Annotated in this window: 1 protein-coding gene; it reads right to left on the reverse strand. The window is 44.9% G+C overall.

Annotation, left to right across the window (positions count from 1 at the left end; genetic code table 11):
* Window positions 1-89 precede the first annotated feature (89 nt).
* Window positions 90-21,284, reverse strand: a complete 21,195-nt coding sequence (locus tag QZ375_RS07980) for an SdrD B-like domain-containing protein (RefSeq protein ID WP_295217681.1) — start codon at window positions 21,282-21,284, stop codon at window positions 90-92.
* Window positions 21,285-21,315 lie beyond the last annotated feature (31 nt).

Below are 21,315 nucleotides of genomic sequence, written 5' to 3' on the forward strand. Positions count from 1 at the left end.
ATCAAAAACGAGAATTTTTAAAACAAAAAATCACACCGTTTCAGTACTTCCAAAACGGTGTGATTTTCTTATAACTGATTGTGATTATGTCATTTCTTCCGTCGCTTTGCCAGGAATGCCAACAACAGTGAGAAACCGCAGGCTGCAATCAAAATAGTGATGTGCAATGTGGTGTCTTCTGTTTTCGGCGTACTCGAAATATTCTGATTCTGTGGAAGCGGTATCCGCTTTTTAACAGTCGTATGTGCAGAAATATCCGTACTTGTTGTAGTGGTATGCGAAGAATTCGGATCAGAAGATGTTTGTCCAGAAACATCTGTGCTTGTTGTAATAATGATAGTCGTTGTACTGTCAATAACAACACTGTGTTCCTGGGATGTAGTTTGATTTGTTCCCGTAGAAGTGTCAGTTGTTGAAACTGTGCTTTGTTTTGTAGTGATCGTATGGTTGGTTGTTATGCTAAAATGAGTTGTAGATGTCATTTGCGATGTATTAGGCGTTATCTGCGATATAGATGTTGTAGTAGATTTGGTGGTGGTATGACTCGTAGTATGTTTCGATGTAGTTGTACTATTTGCCGTGGTATTGGTTGGACCTGCGCTGGAAGCAGTAGTGCTCACAGTGCTGGTATGTGTCGTTGTCATAGAAGTCGTATGCGATGACGTATGTCCCGTTCTTGATGTGACGCTTGATGTGGCAAATGTGGTTGCAGATGCAGTCGATTTCGTGGTTTGATGTGTAGTCAATGTTGTAGCTGTTCGGCTAGTCTGTGTTGTACGTTGTGTGGTTGTGGTCAGCGTTGTCTTTTGTGTCGTCTTATGCGTTGTCGTAGCTGATGTGGTTTTTGTTTGAACGGTTGTAGTGTGCTTTCCAGTAGTTTTTGTGGTATTGGTAATATTAGTAGTACCATTTCCTGTATGTGTTGTCGTCGATGCGGTGGTAGTTTGAGTTCGACTCGCATCAGTGGTGTGCTCTATTGTATCGGAAGCTGTTGTTGTAGTGTTTCTGGTACTCTGTTTGGTCGTAGTAGTATTCGTTGAATCAATGCTGGAAGTAATAGAAGTCTCTTGGCTAGTATATGTCGTACTGCTGATATGCGTAGTAGTAATTCCTGTTACGATAGAAGCTGTTGTTGTAGTTTGTTCTGTTGTTGTGGTTTGTTCTGTCGTAGACTGTTCTGTTGCGGTAGTTGTCTCCTCTGGATCACGATTCAAGAATACATCAAGATGTACCAAATCCATACCCTTTGCAATGTTGAATCCATCTAAGCAAGTTCCTGAAGTAATATCAGTTTTCTCAGGCAGACCCAGCACAATACAACCATCCAAGATACCAGTTTCTGTGCGGATCTCCACACGTTCCGCCGCTTCGCCGGCATATGCCTTGGCATTGTATCCCAACGGAACCGGATCGACCCATAGACGATAACCTGCCAGATAAGTTTTACCATCTATCGTAACAGACAGCGGCAGCTTCTCAAAGCAATACTGTCCATCCGAATCGGTAGACGTCGTCCAAACTGTATCGGGAACGACACACCACTCGCCGTTTTGTCGATAATACTGCTGAAGCAATACTCTCACATTAGAGATGCCAGACTCGTTTTCTCCTATCTTCTGGTCATAATCTTCATCATCCCAGACAATACCGGAGATCGATACACCGATATCCTTTTGTATCAAACCGCCATCATGATCTGTATTATCCTTTGCCTTGACAATATCGTATTCCACATCGCGAACTATGTGCTTATAGTACTCGTTTCCGCTGAATGCATCTGCCAGGGTAATAAACTCATCCGGTTTTTGCAAATCCAATGTCCTTTCGATCAGATCACTGTCCTCTGTCGTCAAATCACTGTCTACACGATATTTTGTCGCAGCATAACCCTCCGGCATGTCAAGCAATTGCATCTGATAACCAGCCACATAGGTTTTGCCATCAATCGTGACGCTGGTGGGAAGATTGTCAAAGCGATAATAGCCATCGGATGCAGTTGCTACGGGTGTTCCGGTTGCTACCGGCGTTCCAGTCGCTACTGGTGTTCCAGTTGCTACTGGTGTTCCAGTTGCTACTGGTGTTCCAGTTGCTACAAGAACAAAGCTGTCATCCGGCTTCCATGTCTTATCGCTATCATCATAATAGCTTCGAGTCAGCTTTACCGATGCAGTTGCCACACCTACTTCATTTGCATCCTGCACGCCGTTGTAATTTTCGTCGTTCCAGATGTAGCTTTCGATAGATGCAGTCTCAATCGGCGTTAATCCACCATCATGATCCGTGTTATCCTTTGCCTTGACAATATCGTAGGTTTTACCATCAGCAACCTTGTCATAATGCTTGTTACCACTGGGCTGCTCTGCCAGAATGATATATTCATCTGGTTTATCCGGTTCATCCGGTCCTTGGAGATCCAATGTTTTCGCTAGCAAGTCGCTGTCCTTTGTCGTATCGCCTACAAATCGATACTTTGTCGCAGCATAACCCTCCGGCATGTCAAGCAATTGCATCTGATAACCAGCCACATAGGTTTTGCCATGAATCGTAACGCTGGTGGGAAGATTGTCAAAGCGATAATAGCCATCGGATGCAGTTGCCACTGGCGTTCCAGTTGCTACGGGCGTTCCAGTCGCTACCGGTGTTCCAGTCGCTACTGGTGTTCCAGTTGCCACAAGAACAAAGCTATCATCCGGTTTCCACTTCTTATCACTGTCATCATAGTAGCTTCGAGTCAACCGTACCGATGCAGTTGCCACACCTACTTCATTTGCATCCTGCAAGCCGTTGTAATTTTCATCATTCCAGATGTAACTTTCAATAGATGCGGTCTCAATTGATGTCAAGCCGCCATTGTGCTGCGGCGCAGCCACCGCGAGTGCCGGTGCATAGGAAACACCGTCTATCTCCACTATATACTGCTCGCTATCGTCGTCTTTTACCTTCGATGCCAAAATAATATGTTGTTCATTTTGCGCCATCATACTTCCGGTTTCCGGACTCAAGAAGCTGCTGCACAATTGCTCGTCCGTATCTACATACAGCTTAGTAACAGCGTATGTATCCGGCAATGCATTCAAATCCATTTTCAGCTGATAGCCATAGATCCTGTTCTGATTTTTATCATCTTCACTATTGTCCAGCGCCCTTGATACATGAACATCCAATCCATCAAAGACATACGAACCACCTGTCACAGTCTTGACAATTTCAAAGTCATTGTCCGGTACCCACTTTCCGTTTTCGTAGATCTCTCGTGTGAGAACCAACCGCACAGAGGTTGCTATCGGCACTTCATTGTGATTCATTAAGCCATCATAATTGGTATCATCCCAGACAATACCAGATATCACACCCTTATCCTGCTGCTTCAATCCGGCATCATAATGCCCAGTATTTTCACCGCAAGCCAGATCCACTTGCTTCACAGTGCCATTTGCATCCGGAACATCCCGTACTGATGCACTGTTAAGCGTTCCATCTGCGCCCTCATAAGCTTCTGCCGCAGTGAGAATGTACTCGCCGAAACCGGTAAGATATGTGCTATCCAATGCAAGGTCGCTGTCCTTAGAAGCATCATTTCCAACACGATATTTCGTTGCAAGATAGTTGCCATGAAGCTGCTCTAAGTAAATTTGATATCCTGCTGCGTAATCTACACCTTGGACACGTACCCACGTGGGCAAGCTTTCCAGCGTATAGTTTCCATCTGCATCTGTCTTAGCAGTAAATGCCTCTTTCGCCGGCTGCCATGCCGTACCATCATAGTAGTACTGCACTGCCTTGACAGTAATATCAGCGATTGCCTGATTGTCCTCTTCCGTATTCTCATCGGCATTGTCATCCTGCAATCCATTATAGTTACAGTCTACCCATACACAGCCAGAAATATCTCCAACACCCAACGCAGTGAAGCCTGCATCATATCCGGTAACATCCTTCTTGCAGAGAATATCATTTTCATCTACACCGTAGAAGCCGTCAGCAGCGTTTGCTGCAACGTCAAAGTATTCCTCTCCGGCAGTCAGATAGTGACTCTGGTATTCCAGATCACTGTCCTTGCTGCTGCTGCCCTGCCGATATCGTGTGATAGTATAATTGTCCGGCACATCACTGGTCATTTTCAGCTTGTAATAGCTAAGGTATGTCTTGTTATCCACATTGAGGAATGTATCCACCTTGTCAAAGTGATACATGCCATCCGTGCCAGAAGCTGCCTTCCGATCTGCACCAGTGTTATGTACATACACGCCTTCTTCGTTACAATAGTACTGCTCTAGTGTGATCTCCACGCCAGAAATACCACTTTCGTTGATACCCTGCAATCCATCGTAGTCGGCGTCATTCCAGACATAACCATCGATCTCTGCCTGCTCCACCTGCTTCAGACCGCCATTCCAGTTTTCCTGAGCTGTAGCATCCGCAATGTCATAAGCATGATTATTGTAAGACTGACGATAGTTATCGTCTGTCTCCGGCTTGGCGTCTGCCGCCAAAATCAGATATTCCTCCTCTTCTGTAAAATAAATATTCTCGCTTTGATATGGATCATAGATCCAGAGCTTACTGTCACCGCCAGCCTTGGTGATACCACAAGTAATCTTTCCGGCAGCATCCTTTGGCAGTTTATCTAGCTTCAGTCGATAGCCTGCCAGATATCGTTCTCCATCAGCTTCTACGAAAGTAGGAACACCTTCAAACTGATACGTGCCGTCCGCCTTGGTCTTTACGGTTGCTGCATAATTCGGCTGAGCTGCTTTATTCCATTTCTCGCCATCCCAGTAGTACTGTTCCAACGTTATGGACAAGTCTTTAAAGCCGTCTTCTGTATCATCCATTTTGCCGTCATAATTGGCATCGTTCCAAAGCTTTCCGCTAACGGAAGTCGTCTGGAATTCCCGGATACCACCTTGGTATACATCCTTGCTATCACAATTTTCCGTCAAATCATAGATAACCTTTTCATAAGACTGGTCATAATAGTCATTGCGCTGCGGTGTGCTTCCGGTATTCTCTCCAGTAAACGTCTCTGCCTCTGCTGCAAGAATGAGATATTCCTTTTCTCTCATAAGAGTCAGGGTATCGTCCTCCCAATGCAGCTTGTTATCATTCGCAAGCACGGTTACTGCATAGCCATCCGGCAATGCATCCAAATGCAGCTTATAACCTGCCAGATACATCTTACCATCTGAATCTACATATGTTGGAATGCTTTCGAACTTGTATGTACCATCGCTGGCTGTTTTTGTAGTCATTGTGGTCTTTGTCTTTCGCCACGCCGTTCCATCCCAATAGTACTGATACAGCGTCATGGACAGATCACCATATCCATTTTCCGCAGAATCCAGCTTGCCATCATAATTGGTGTCATCCCAGATCTTGCCTTCCAGCGTTGCGGTTTGGATCGTTTTCAGTCCGCCGTTGTAGTCCTTAACTGTCTCTCTTGCGGTAACAATATCGTAGTTGAGATTGTTATAAGTTCTCACGTAGTGCTGATGGAATCCCGGCTCACCGCTGTTGGCGCTGCCATGCACAGCCTGTTTTGCCAACAGAATATAATTTCCTGCCGGATTAAAGTCCACAGTATGATCTGCGTTGATAGCCTGTGTCTGTGCAAGCAAATCACTGTTGATGCACTTCCCGGTGGGATCCAGCACCTGATATTTTGTCACAGCGTAACCATCAGGCACTTGATTCATGCGCAGATGATAACCTGCCAAATACATCTTGCCGTCCTTTTCCACATAGGTGGATTGATTTTGGAACCGGAACAATCCGGTCTTGGCATCAGTTTTTGCAGAAACTGTTTGATGCAGATGCCATTGTCCGCTTTCATCCAGATAATACTGATCCAGATAAACTGTCTGAGGACTTGCCATAGCAGACTCACCGTTGTTCTGCAAGCCATCATAGTCCTCATCCAGCCAGATCACACCTTGGATCTCTGCTGTTTCAAACTGCTTCAAGCCGCCGTTGTATTGGTCGGTAATGTCTGTCTTCAGAATCGTATCATAGGTTTTGCCATCTGCTGCATCAAGATCATATGGCGAGTTACCCTGAGACGCCTGTGCTACAAGGAAATAATCCCCATTCTCCGGCGCAGTCAGATAGTTGGTGTCTGCGATCCAGTCACTGTCGATGGAATCAGCATCAGTTGCCTGCTGATAACGTGTTACAGCGTATCCCTCAGGAAGTTCTGCCCGGATACGATAATATGCCAAACTGTCTGTCGTCCCGACAACAAGATGTGTCGGCACTTGTGCAAATTCATATACACCAGCACTGTTGGTTTGTGCCGTTTTATCATCGTTGGTCTTGACATAGCGTTTTGTGGCAGAATCGTAATAATACTGTTCCAATGTCACAGAAACACCGCTCTTGCCCTTTTCCTTGTCGTTCAGAATGCCGTCATAATCGGTATCCTCCCAGACAATGCCTTTCACAACAGCAAATTCCCGCTGCTTCAGACCTGCATCCAGATGTTCATAATCTCTTGCTTTCACCAAATCATAATACTTTGTCACAGCCTTATTTGGTGTGTCGATATTCTGAATGTCTGTACGGCAGACATATGCCCAATTGTAATCTACATACGATTCAGCATTTCCAGACTGCGTTCCTTCCTTTGCCTCTTGTGCCAGGATCAGCATTTTGTGATTGTTTTCCAGCACCGTAATAGGCAGGTTACTCATCCGCTGACTGTCCTCTATGGTGTCAGTGTCCGCCACAGCCAGCTTGCTGTAAACCTTATCCTTGTCTGCATCATTCCAATACTTTGTTGCTGCATAGCCTGTAGGCAATGTTTTCAGAATCACCTGATAACCAGCCAGATACTTCACACCGTCTTTCTCCACATAAGTGGGCAGATTGGCGAAAGTATATGCACCAGCAGTCTCTGTCGTGTGTGTCTTGAATGCTGCATTTTCCAGTATCCAGCTGCCATTCTGATAACGATATTGCTGTAAAGTCACAACAGCCGGATTCGTCTTATTTACATAAAGCTGCTCATCTTCGTCCTGAACGCCGTTATAATTGGTATCATCCCAAACCACACCGCTAACCGATGCAGTTTCGAATTGCTTCAAACCACCGTCATAGCCGGAATAGTCTTTTGCCTTGATATAATCGTAAGCATAATCATGATTACCGATATTCCGTTCAGCGTCGTCATAGAGAATGTATGCTTCAAAATAAGGATTCCCGTCAATGCCAGCTTCCGTTTCCCGCTTAGATCTCTGTGCCGTAATGAAATAGTCGCCGTCTGTTGGTGAAGTCAGGTAGGAAGCAATGTCATAATTCGTATAACCTGCACCGTGCTGATCATTCCATGCGATCAAATGGCTATCCACTTCCTGGACTTCCATGCCATCATTCTGACGATATCGAGTGACTGCATAGTGTTCCGCATTGCTTGGCAGCGACAGCAATTTCAGCCGATAGTGTGCCAGCACCTTTTTCCCATCCAATGTAACATAAGTAGGAACACCGGAGAAAGTATACTTGCCATCCTTGTCGGTCTTTACCACCTGATTTTCGGCTGTTACTGGAACATAAGTGCCATTTTGCAGCACATACGTTTCCAGCTGGATCTCCGCACCAACAATTCCCAACTCATAAAACTGCGTTGTACCGTCTTGTGCGATCTCAGCATTACGGATTCCGTCATAGTCAAAATCTGCCTTGTACTCACCGCTGCCATTTTTTCCGTTGTCATCCCAGAGATAGCCTGTCACTTCAGAAGTCTGAATTTCTGTAAAGCCACCACTGTAATCCAACAAACGCTGTGCTTCACCCACATCATAATAGGCATCTTTGTATGCGATTACATTGGCCGAGCCCTGATTTGCCTGAGTCGTCTCTCCAGCAATAATGATGATATTGTCATTTGCATCATAGTTATGATATGTTTCAATCACGTTACCATCTGCATCATACTCATACCAGTCATCGCCAATGAGGAAATGCTGCATCTCTCCAGTGTATTGTAGATCACTGTTTTCCGCAGAACGAGTATTCGGATATTGCTTGTACTTCGTGATCGCATATTTCTTGTACAATTCCGGATTTTTCTTCGGGTCAACATACAACCGATAGCCAGCCAGATAGGACTCGCCTTCTTCTGTCGTATAGATACTGGAGACATTCTGGAATACATAGGAACCGGATTCGGCCGTTTTTATATCACGGTCTCCAGTCGCATCCCGTTTCCACTCGATTCCATCATAATAGAATGCCTGCAAGGTCACGGTAACATCACCAATGCCCTTTTCAAAGGTATCCTTAATACCGTTGTAGTTTTCATCATCCCAGATCCACTGTCCGATAAATCCACGAGAACCATCGACAAAGCCCAAAGAAACACTCCTGTTGATCTGGAACGTCTGCCCGTCTTCTTCAAACAGAGGCTGCTGTTCTGCATCATATGGTATGCCTGTCAAAAACGGTCTTGTACGGAAACTGCCCACTACTTTCGTCAGATCATTGTCATCTGCCGCAGTCAATGGATCATTGTACAAAGTAAATGGTGAAGGTTTATAAGGAATGGTGCTCTCGCCGTTATACTTTGCTACCACCACATAGTTTTGGTTCGGATACAGCCGGAACTGATAATAACCATCTGTGCCGGTTTGATACTCTGCCCGATTGCCATCTCCATCTGTAGCAACATCCAAAGCGATATTACCGTTCTTATCCACTTCATGTATCTCTACCAGAACATCACTCAGCTTATCTTCACTGTCCTGCATGATACCGTCACTCTCAATGATCTCATTTTCTGTGCCAGCATCCTTGATGGTTTCATCCACCCAAGTATAGCCTCCGTAGGTATACCCTCTAGATACACCCAACATATAGGAAGTCATAGCAGTGTCATACGCCTTGTGCTTTGCAGCATCTTCTTCCACAGCATCCACATGGATAGGAGCAGTCTGTACCACAAGATAATTCTGCGAATTCTGTATATTTGCCACAGTATTGGCACTTCCGGCAACACTGCCGATGCCGTCATAGATCATACTGCCGTTACGATATACCTGCAACTTGGTTTTGGACTCTCCTAATTCTCTGGTGGTAACAGAATATTGATTATACGATTCGGGCAGTGTATACCGCAGCAAATAATCTCCTGGTGTCAAATTCGACAGAATGAAGTACCCCTGATTGCCATAATAATCGCTTTCAGTGGTGTAAGTTACCGGACCTTCATTGGTATATAGATAAGATGTTGCATTGTTTTCTACAATTGTTTGCGGCTGACCAGTCTCCTCATCCAGAATCACATAACGTGGCTTTTCCGGATTGGGGTTTGTCTCCGGCGCAGGGTCGGAAGCAACAGCTTCTCCACTCGCATTGACGGAATAACCCTTTACTGTCAGAAGCTCCACTGTAACACCATTGATGCCCGGATCATCCGGTTTACCATCGAAGTCAATATCGGTTATCCACTCACCGTCAGGCAGCAGCCGTCCATTTGCAGACTCTTTATAATTGGCTTCATCACACTTCGCATTATAGTTAAAGTCGCTCCAGACATAGCTGCCAAGGTAGCCCTTTCCGCTGGGTGCGGAAATATACGCACCAGCCTGTTTGTTTTCCAGCACTTGATAGGTACTTCCTGTAGAAGAGCCGTCATGAAATCCGCTGGCAAAGGTATTCCACTGCGTGAATTCCTTCACTTGATTTCTGATCTTCTCTGCTGAATCTGCGCTTTCCTCCGCTTCCTCTGGTGTGCCAACATACTTGGGAAGGTTCAGCGGTGCGTGCAGTTCGTAATAAAGCTCCATTCGATTTTTCGCCTTAATCCGTTCATCTGCATTATTCATCTCTGTCCAGATGGCACGAATGCCGCGCACCAGTGTGTCATATTCTGCATCAGAGATCGCACCATTCGCATGGTCTGTCATCAGATCTGACAACTGAACAAAATAAGCTTCCTTTCCATGCACATCACTATACAAACTTTCATAGAACATCCTCTTCTCAATATCTGTTAGATCCGCAGATGGTGTCGGCAGCTGACTGACATCCTGTAAGGTATAGGTTCCGTTTTTCTTCGTGAGCGGACCCACCCATACCGTATACTGATCCTCGTTCAGATTTGTCGATGTACCATCAGAATTGATCTGTTTCAGCTGTACTGATTCCGGAATGAGATAGCCGTTCCATTCAGAATTTCGAGGCGTATTCACATCGGTCGCCTTTGTATCTCCTGTATACGGAAGTACATCATAGAATAGAAGCTTGTCATACACCGTTTCACTGGTAGAACCGTTTTGCATGGAAGCAGAGTAAGAATAGTTGCCGCCCTCCTGAACACGTACTGGGATCGCAGTGTGTACTGAATCCAAATCAGAGGTTGCAGTCTTCATTTGGGTAATCGTTGCCATAGAAAGCAGTGAGATCGCCTGAGATGTAATGGTGATCGCCATATCACGGCTATTATTGTTTTCATTGACATCGTGGCTGTCTACTTCATAGGCGATCATCTTCACCTTGTCCTGCTTCTGCGGAATAAACGGATTAAATGCACCGTCCTTAAATCCATAAGCTTTTGCCTGCAGCAATTCTGTGGAAACCATATTACCGTTACTGGTATCCAGCGGCACCATCATATCAATTACAATGCGCAGCCCCGGATTCAGTGTCCCAGAGAACTTGAAGCTGACTATCTTTCGATTCAATACATTGGTAGAAATAGGCTTGACAGTAAAATAGGGATTGGGGTCATGAGAAGGATCCAGTTTTAAGTCTGTACCTTCGGCGTCTGCATACGACATGTTTTCCAGGTCTACCCCTATCAATGTAATGTCCCCGGCATTTTGCAGTGAGACAAACTCGCCCTTTTCATTTTCTACATGCCACGTCCACTGCGGCTTCTCTTTATCCAGATTTTCCGCCGGCTTTATCACCACAGTTTTTCCATTTTCATCTATAGTGGTTTCCGCTGTATTCTTATAATTGTTGCCGACATAGTAGCCTTCAATGCTTCCATTAGAGTCATCCTGATACTCCACATAAGTGAATGCATCCTCAGAAAGAGTCTCCAGATACGGCAATGCCAAAGAGATCATTGGATTCGAAAGATTATCATCTTCCACATCTTTTTGATCATACTTTTCAGTACGCAGAATATCATGGCTGAGGTTTTTATAGGTAATGGTGTACTTCATCATCTTGCTGACATTACTGTCAATACCAGCGATACTGCTGTCCCATGCATATTCTCTCACTGCAGCGCCGTTGAAATACTTGGCATCAATATCAATACCCAGCCATGGCAGCTGCGGATCCAGATAGAACCCCACTCTGGCTCTGTTTCCAGAAACGGCATACTTGAAGTCATCGCTGCGCAGAATCACGCTGGCAAAATGGTTATTATGCAAAGCAATCGTAATGGATGGATCATTCGGCTGTGTCATGAATGCAACATGTGCGCCGTTATCCTTAATATCCTTACTCAGCGATTTCAGACCAAAGGATTTCGGATCCACGTCACTGCGATCCTGTCTGCCGTCAGTAGCATCGTCCGCATCCACATCCATATAAAATCCCTTCGGAACAGGATAATATCTTGGCGCTTCAGCAGCGCTGCATGTCTGCAAATCATCAGAAAATCCCTCAGTGCGAATGACCCAGCGTACCTGCCGGATAGAAGTGTTCAGCTCGGAAAGATGCTGCTTCAATTGCTCATTGGTGCTGTCAAAATACAGATTTTCTTCTTTTAGTGCAATGGTTTTATTGGTGTTCAAAGCATAACCGGCTTCATCACCGATACGCACCCACCAGCTTGTCCCATCGCCGCTGTTGGCATAAGTATTGGAATAGATACCATCATCTTTCTCCGTTTCCGGTACAAGGAATTCAGACTCTCTGCCCGGATCAGTACTGATCAACACATAGGGATATACTTTCAAATGCTGTGTAAGAACATCATGTACCCGTTCAGCATCAGCGGAATATTCCGTCTCCAGTTCACTGACAGATGGAATCGCCCACTTACCGGTAGAAATTTCCGAAACAGCTGGGAAAACCAACTCAGACACATGCGGTTTTACTTCTGGGTAGTTCACAGGCGCTTCTTTGTCCGTACCACGCAGAGTAGCGTAATTTGCCAGATTGTAGTTTACTACAAATTCATTCACCGATGCCGTGTCATTGGACACCTGGTCAACATAGCTGACCGTATGATAAGCCTGCTTGACATGCGGATCTTCAGCAATGACAACTGACGAGTTTGGATCATTGACACGCACACGCTCGTAGTTGAGATCCGCACGGATCGTCGTTTTTGGTGCGATAACACTGACCTTTGCCGACGATGCAGTCAGATAGATCTTACCCGGTATTACACCATCAAACGGATCCAATTCCGCCAGTGTTCCTGTTTTTGGATTGCCTTCGTCCTTGATACGCACTGCATTTTGCAGCAGCATGCCTTCCATGGTCTGCCCAAAGAAATTGAAATCATAAGTATCATAAACGATCTCATCTACTGGAACTTCCTGTTTCTGCTTCTCCTCGTAGACAATATTACCATAAGCGTTATAGACATAGCTACCGTCCTTATTCTGCTTTGGCATAAGGCAGCCGCCGCGAGTATAATATTTTCCGTCCGCATCACGTTCTGCAAACAGTCCATTTTGAGTAATGGCAAACTTGCCGTCATCCTGCTCAAATGTCACATATACTTTAGAATAGTAATCGTCCCAGCTGCTTTCCGTATCATCTGACAGTTCCAAGTTATCGATACGTGTCTTGATCTTGAAGTTCAGAGAACCGTTAAAATAACCAGCCGGGTGATTACCAGCCACATATGTATTATCATCTGTGCAATCAAAGCCTTCTTCCGGCGGTGTAGTGATCTCAAATACCAGTGTCTCGCCGCCACGCTTTGTGGCAGAATCTGCTCGTACCAGGTTAATGGATTCGTTTTCTGCCGGAGCAACATTATCCGAAAAATACCGCTGTGTCAGTTCAATACCCCAACCTGCCGCTCTGGCTTCTTCCATAGTCAGCGTTTGTCTCTGTCCCGACTTATCAACATATTCCAGATAATAATCGTCCATCAGATCGTCCTCATCCCAATACCGTACATTTTCCGGGAGCTGGAATGTTATCACCATCTTGGCGTGGAAAATACTTCCACGGAATCTATAATTCTCCTCCTCCTGACTGGACACCTTGGCACTGTACCAGAGAATATCGCTATAGTCAAAATCTTTGCCATTATACTGATAGCTCTGACGAGTCTCAATTTCATTCAGATCTTCTGCATCATCAGCAAAGCCTTTTAAGCCAAGATCTGTTTTCTCTGCGGCAACCATATTCTCTACCTTCAGAGACGGGGTCTGCGTACGAATCTTCAGTGAATTCACCACACCAGAATCCAGCATCGAATTTACAGAAGTGATGTCACTAAAGAGCATATCAGTCTTGTTATCATACAACGACACATCACCGTTCAGCGCCGACTTGATATCGTCAGACAGAGGACTATCCTTGCGGTATTCGTCCATTTCCATGGATTCATTTTCCGTATACCGCTTCATACTGCCCAACATATATGTACCATCTTCGAACTTGTGATTCAAAAGGACATAATCATCCGGCTTCGTTGTCGAGAGTCCGTCATTGTCCGTATTCGGACGCATGGGAAGGGTGTTTTCAGATTGAAAATACCGTGTACCACGATGATAACACGTTGCCGTTGCAGCCACAGCATCCTTGCGTTCATCAGTATGCCGGAATGCATAGGTACTACCGTAGTCATTATCAAGATTAATGATTGGTGTAATCACAGCCGGAGAACATACTGTGTAAGGATTACCTGGGATGTCATTATCTGCGATGAACCGATATGCATTCACTTTGCTGGAAACATAGGAATAGTTATTCAGATAGTTTTGCAGCAAATCTTCTTCTTCCACGTCGTTTATTACATCATCCGGTTCTGCATAAGTAAAGGTTTTGATGCAGAAGTTATACAAACTGCCATTCGCAATCGCTGCGTCTTTCTTTTTCTTGTCTTCCAGCTGTGCTGCGGTCATTGCGATTTCTGTATCATTGTCTTCCTTGGCGAAGATTTGTACCACATATCGCTTCGTAGTCTCATCATAGTAAACAGCAGCGCTATACAACGACGCTTGGTCAGTCAGTTCTGTCACTGCATCCTTATTATACAGTTTCCAATCCGGCGTTTTCTTCTGGTTCTTTGTATTATCGGTGGTAAACCGTGATCCGTCTGTTGCTGCCGGAACAATACCATATGGCAAAATGTTTGTAATAACCGGAAGAGAAAGCGTGCCCTTCTGTCCGCCGTCTGTACCATAGCTATGCAGCGTTTTTTCGTTGACATATCCATATGTTCCGGCGCCTCCACTATAACCATACTCGTCCCAGTAATAGTTGTTTTCTACATGAATATTGAGCCAATTCACTTCTCCCTGTGTCTCAGTATAGTACTGTTCCACAGTTTTGCCGTACATTTCTGTCTCGTCCTTACCAATCGTCTCACTGATGGTTGTCCAGCTTCGCACCAGAGGTTTGCGCTGTACCGCTCTGGTACCGGTTTCTGCATAGAACATCGTTGTACCCTTGCTGTACAAATCAACATCGCTGTTATTGGTAAAGCGATAACCATCCCCCTCAGCAATAACTTCCTTATCCTGAATATTATAACCGTTCACAGATGGCGTATTAGGAGAAGCAGCTAAGTACTTCAATACATCCGGCTGTTGATCGGAATAATGCCAATGATAATATGCCGGGCTCCATAGATAATCCATTCCGCCCAACTGGTTATTCTGAGTCAATGTCTTAGTCGAACCATCCCAATGGTCAATGTCATAGATCTGATAATAGAGATGGTTTTCGCTGTTCGCTGCGACATAAGGCTGTGTCAGAACACGATCATACCATGTTCCGCTAACCGTGTTGGTATACACTCTTGCCGGAAGCTGTACCCGTATCATATAACCGAAATTATTCCCACAGTTATACCACTTTTTCAGCGGTGTTTTTACTGTGATTTTCACAACATACGGGGTATATTCCTCAGCCGTGTAGTACGCCTCAGCACCATCTGTAATCGTCCCATTCTGTGCTGCATCCCGCATATATTTCGGTGCAAGATATTTTGGATTTTCCGTCGTCGGTGTCTGGATCAGCTCAGCGGAAACATTCCCCGCAGCAATTTCTGAAAATTGTCCTGACCTGGAGTCACCGCTGTTCGTATAGGCTAAGATTTCAGAAACATCCAGGTTTCCATTGGCATCTACTACTGGCTTCATGCCATAGGCAAAGGTGTACAGGAAGGTCACACCGTCCAGATCCCAATCGCCATAATTGTAAGCCTGCAGCTGAACTGTCGTATCTTCGTTGTATTCCAGTGCCACTGCACCACTGCGGTCTGTAATAGAATGTACAACATTTGCATAGCTGGAATTGCTGTAACTTTGTTTATATGTTCCGAAATATGGATAGCTCGGATCCGCCAGTACGTTATCAGTAAAATCGCCATTGGTTATTTCATACTGAATATTATTTCCACTGCTAAGGAACTCAGAACTTGTGGCCAGCCAAGCCTTTTGCAGATGCAGACGAGTTTCACTCCAGACCACAGGCGTATCCTCTGTGGGTTCCAATTCTGTCCAGTCTGCGTGATCTGCATTCCGTTTTCTCATCGCCAACCGGAACCAGTCACGGTTTGCACTATTTGCCATATACCGGACTGTCTGCGGCAGCATTTGCAGCTGCTCTACTGCTGTAATTTCAGAATTCGCATTGTATTTCACTGTCTGCCAATTTTTTGCCGTCTGGGAGTCCTCATCCAAAAGCGCACCATTTTGTCCGCCAGTACTACCGCTTGTTGCAGAAGAGCCGGGAATATGAGTAATGGTTTGATCCAAAAATTCCCACATGTCTACTTGTGTATTTTTATCTGCACTGAAACCAATGTCATGCATCAGATAATCCATATCCATCTGAATATTGCTATTCTGCACCTGCTGGAAATTCGCATTTGCATCATAGGTGTTGGAGAAGCCGCCCGGCAGCATAGGATACAATTTTCCGTTTGAGGAATAATATTCAGAATTGCCAGAAAAATTACTCTGATAATACTCACCGATACGTGGGAAATACGCCGGATGCAGTCCGTCGGAATCAATCGTCGATGCTGCTGTATCATTCGCATAAGTCGAAGCGGTATATACCATCGGCAAATCTTCCTTGCGGATCGTTGCGCTGTAACAGAATTCCACCTGTTCTCCTGGCAGCAGCACAAAATCCTTCTCAGGATCGTCGGTATAACGCAGACGCATTTCATATATTTTAAATTGAATCTGATAAGTATTATTCTCATTTGGTGTCAAATCGGCAAATGCCTTTTGACTGATATTACCGGACTTATAACCATCAGTATAGGTCATTTTACCGCCATAATCATATCCTGTTACACCGGTTTTGTCCACAAGATATAGTTCCACATTCGTCAGATCTTTCTCTGAACCATCCGCATTCAGAACACGCAGCCCAAAATTAGGTATGCTATCGCCGACCTGATACGAATCGTACCAAGTCGAAGCAAAATATTCCGGCACTTTATCATAGAACACCGGATTTATCAGCCGTCCTTCCTCACCAGCTTGCGCACCGTTTGTCAGAAACGCAAGGTTATTTTTCAAAGTGACTTTTTGCCAGATGGTATCGCCGGGACGATAACCGGTTTTTTGCGCAGCGCCTTCTTTGTATGCGGCTTCTGCTTCTGCTTGTGTGGAAAAAGTCTGTGTATGAAACGATGCAATGGGATTTTCACGATAAACCGCCCGGGTCAATTCCCGCTTATCTGCGGTCTGCACCTCGTGCTCCGTAGATGTTGCTGTTTCTGAAACAGTGCTATTCCCATTAGAGTCCACCGTCACAGCATATTCATTCTCACTATGAATATGGGTATACGTATTTATAGCAGTGAAATGCTGTGTGTAGGTGTCGGCCTTTTTGCCAGTACCGTCTGTGATATCCTGATATCTTCCGACACCAGTCAGTGTGACATTATTCAGCGCTACTTTACTCTTGGAGGTATTGGTATTGTTGAACGCTGTTGTAGTTTCAAAGCCCTTGAGATCATAATATACCCAACGAACCCCTACTACATTCGACAGATCAGCGTCAGTCATTTTTGCAGTCGCCTGCTGGTCTGTCGTGTTGTCCGGATCGTATTCATAAGACTTCCAGGTGATCTTCATTTCACCATCGTCATCTGTTTGGAACGCAATGTTTTCATCTTCAGCAAAACGTGGATCTGTAGACGGTTCTGCCACAGCATAAAGCAATTCAACTTTACTGTACTTGTTATCCGTTTCTGCCGGAACAGTATAAGGTTTGGTTATTTCAAAGCCACGGTAATACCGTACAACGCCGTCCTTTTTCGTCTGCTTTTCCAAGAAAGAAACGTCCACAGAATAAGTATCGCAGAAGTGCCCTGTCTCATTGTACAGATCACTGATGATCAACGATGCACCCTTGCCATCATAGTTCTGCTTGGCATTCGCTACCTGATAGGTCAACTTTACCGGCGCAGTAGACTGATAACGCAGATCATTCTGGATCTGGGCATAGTACTGCGTTTGCTTGTTCTCATCTGCTTCTGCATAACGATAATGATAGGAGTGACCGGCATTATCCGTTGTGTTTCTATAATAGTTATTCGGCCTGCAAGCACCGCCATATGTGTCATAAATGGAGTACTGTGGATAGGTATGCTTCGGTGCAGCATTTATTTTCACGTCCACAGTTCCTACTGACACATCGTCATACTTCCCCTTGTTTTCGGTCAGCTGTGTGACCACACGGAGATAGATATTCTCACCAGGCTTTATCTGGTCATCGTTCTTTGCACCCTTGCCCAGTTCCACTAACAGATTCCGATAAGCTGTTTCCACAGGATCTGCATCATTTGCGGAAAGCAGTGCATACTTCACACCTTGTGCCGATTCAATGGTAACACTGCCATCTGACAGCGATGCGTGAATATCTGACACCGGAATATTTGACACAGCATCTCCACTTTTCAGGACTTTTCCATTCGCATCAACCACATCCCACTGAACGATACGCTGTTCCTGGGGCACTGTGAGATCGACCGTAGTATGTTCCAATGGTATCGGCGCATTCTTATCCGCACCAACCTGCACCGTATATTCCACATAATCATAAGGCGAAAGGTGCAGATAATCCACCTTATCAATATTGCCAGTCTTAGAATCTACATCATACATCTTCTGTCGGGATACATTCTCTGTCAGAATGCTCGTCAGATTCTTAATGTAATAGTATGCGTTTTTCGCACTTCCCTTAGATGTTCCATCTACATTCTTATAAGTATACACATTGGCATTGGGATCAATGGAAGTAAATGTTGCAGAGAGCTTGTTTGTCGTTGTCTGTTCCGGATAGGCATTCAGACTCTTGCCGAAAGACGGCGTAGATTCAGAATTCCAATCGTTTTTCAGAAAATCATCCGGTGTTCTATCTACATACACACCATCATACAAGAAAGTGCACTTTCCCTTACTCTTGTCTGATGACAGATATTCCCCGTCTCCCAGAACGGTAGCCGACTTGGTGCGATCGGCATTTTTTGCCCGAAGATCTAACTGAAAGCTATTGACATACGATTTGATGTATGTCTTTTGGTTACTACCATTCGTATAGGATGGAAGCAATGCAGCATCAGTTTTATACAGTTGGCGAAGAATGTTTTCCACATCAACTACGTAAACACTTTCTCCCTGTACCTGTTTTGGCGTATCAACATATACTACATAAGTGCCGTCTTCGTTCTTATGTTCTACGCCGCTGCCCTTTACGACCTTCACCGGGATCTGTGTTCCACCTACTTGAAGTACCAGCTGTGCCACCTCAAACCACTCACCGTCCAACAGAAACGTGGGCAGATAAATATGCTGTAAGCGGTATCTGCTATCCATCGTGTTCACTGTCGAAGCAGTGTCAATTCGTGCAGCAACGTCTTGTCCGATTGCACCATTTTTATCCTGATTGTACAGCTTTACCTGATACAAGCCCTTATTGGGCGTATTATTATCGCTTTGGTTATACTCATAATATAAATTCTCTGAGGTGCTGCCATTTCTAGTTAACAGCGCATAGCCTGCCTTAAAGTCGATAAGATAACCCATCAGTATAGCCGTATCCGATTGACTATAAATCGTCTGATCTGGAGCATAGTCCGTGAAAACGTTGGTTTTGGCTGTGTTTGTGCCATATTTGTCATCATCTGTTATATTAATGGCATAAGGCTTTCCGTGTACCAGAATATCCCATGTGTTTGAGCGATGCTCGTCCGCCTGCTCCTTATTGGTCAGTTCCGCAGAATAATCACCCGTTCCCGGAATATTATACATGGTCATGCTATAATTGGTGACAAAGGTATCCTCACCCAAAGAAATGACATATTTTCCATCTTGCGTTGAAATTGTATACGTTGGCTGAATCTGAGGGGGATCTTCTACTTCCTCATCTCCATCCCCTTCTACAGTTTCTTGTGTATTTTCTTGTGTGTTTTCTTGTGTACCTTCTTCTACATCTTCATTGTCAGCATCATCACCCTCATCTGTGCTGTCCTGCGTCTTAGGTGCATATTGGAACTGGATATACCAATCCTCCTCCGTTCCATACTGCGCTTTCAGTTCAGCCACTGATACGAAAACATTCACCGGTGTCCCCAACGATGCACCCTCAGTGTCTTTTGCTTTTAATGTAAAGACAATGTTGTCATCATCCTGGAAATATTGATAGATCTCTTTCTTGATCTGGATACCAGTGGTCAGAAAGCCCTTATAATCATAAGTGCTATTCGGCTGAATCTCCAGCAAAGTGTCTGACAGAACAACTTTGTCTGTAAACGCCAGCTTTTTCACCCAATCATACTGATCAGTACGAACATAAGGACTATTCCAGTGATATTCATTGTTATTGGGAGCATAACGTGCATTAGACCAATAAACAGCAGAAGTGGGAACTGTTGTCGTTCTGCCCTGTCGATAAAAGCTGATGGCAAAGCTGTTATCTTGTGCAAATTCTGCTTCTCGATTTTCTGACGTAGCCGGTGTTTCACCAACACCTTTCAGCACGTTATCCTGATCGTTAACAATATGCACCCGTGTGCTGGACTGCAAATGTCTTGCAGTATAATCATAAACTGCATAAGTCCAATAATACCCATGCAAATAACTATGGTATGGTGTCCATGCATAATATCGATCCGTAAAAGACCAATCTGACTTCTCCGTTGTTTTGCCAGAATCCACACGTACTTTACTTCTGCCGCCGGTCGTGTTGCCTACAGTGACATCAGCATGTGCAGTAGCAACTGCCTCGTCCATACGATAGAATCGTCCAGTGACTTCAAACGCACCCTGCGTCGACGCATCGGTCTGATCATACCAAATACCATAGTTCGGCGATGCGGCGGTTTTGCCATCGTTGTTTATCGTCTGATACCGGTTAATATCAATGGTAACAATGACCTGTTTCACCGGATTTTCCGGTCTTTCTCCCTGATAGCTCTCCGGCTTTTTATAAAAGTTTACATCATCATCGGAAAACATGTTCGCATCGTTCCCCAGAAGGTTCAAACGCGCAAAGTTTCCCTCTGCATTAGATTCGCTTGCTTCATAAACGATCTCATCACCAGAACGTGTCCGCTTCGTGTCATCCTCATAGATTACTGTAACCGACCGGATATAGCTCTTGGCACGAGGATCAATCTTCATATAATAAGCATCAAAAGAATCCACAGGCAGATCCAGCGTAATATCTATAGTTGCCGCAGTATTCAGAGAAGCATCCCGCACATAGTCATATCCCTGATGCTCCTGTCCGGCAAGAGTCGGCTTTGCTTTAGGTAGGTTGTTTCCCGTATTCAGATACTGTCGGAAATCCACCGCAAACGAACCAATGGACTTATATCCAACCTCCAACTCCGAGTTATCGGCATTGTCACCCCACACAGACTCTTCTGAAAACAGATAACCAGTACTGCCATGCACATGCCCGTCACCAGCCATATTTTCTGTCGGCTGAGCATATTGATTCCGAATGTGTTCCAACGAACTGGAAGCGGCAGAATACTTCTTGTTTTCGCCGGCAGTACTATCCTTATAGAACGCCTTAACAGTAGTATCAAAATACATCTTAGAAACGTAAATGGCGGTAGTATCCTTCGCCGTGACAATATACTTGTTCTTGTCGTAAGGGTCTGTCACATCTGTCTCTTATACACATCTCCGAGCCCAC

The sequence above is a fragment of the Ruminococcus sp. genome, from assembly GCF_019417665.1.
Lineage (GTDB): Bacteria > Bacillota > Clostridia > Oscillospirales > Ruminococcaceae > Ruminococcus_C.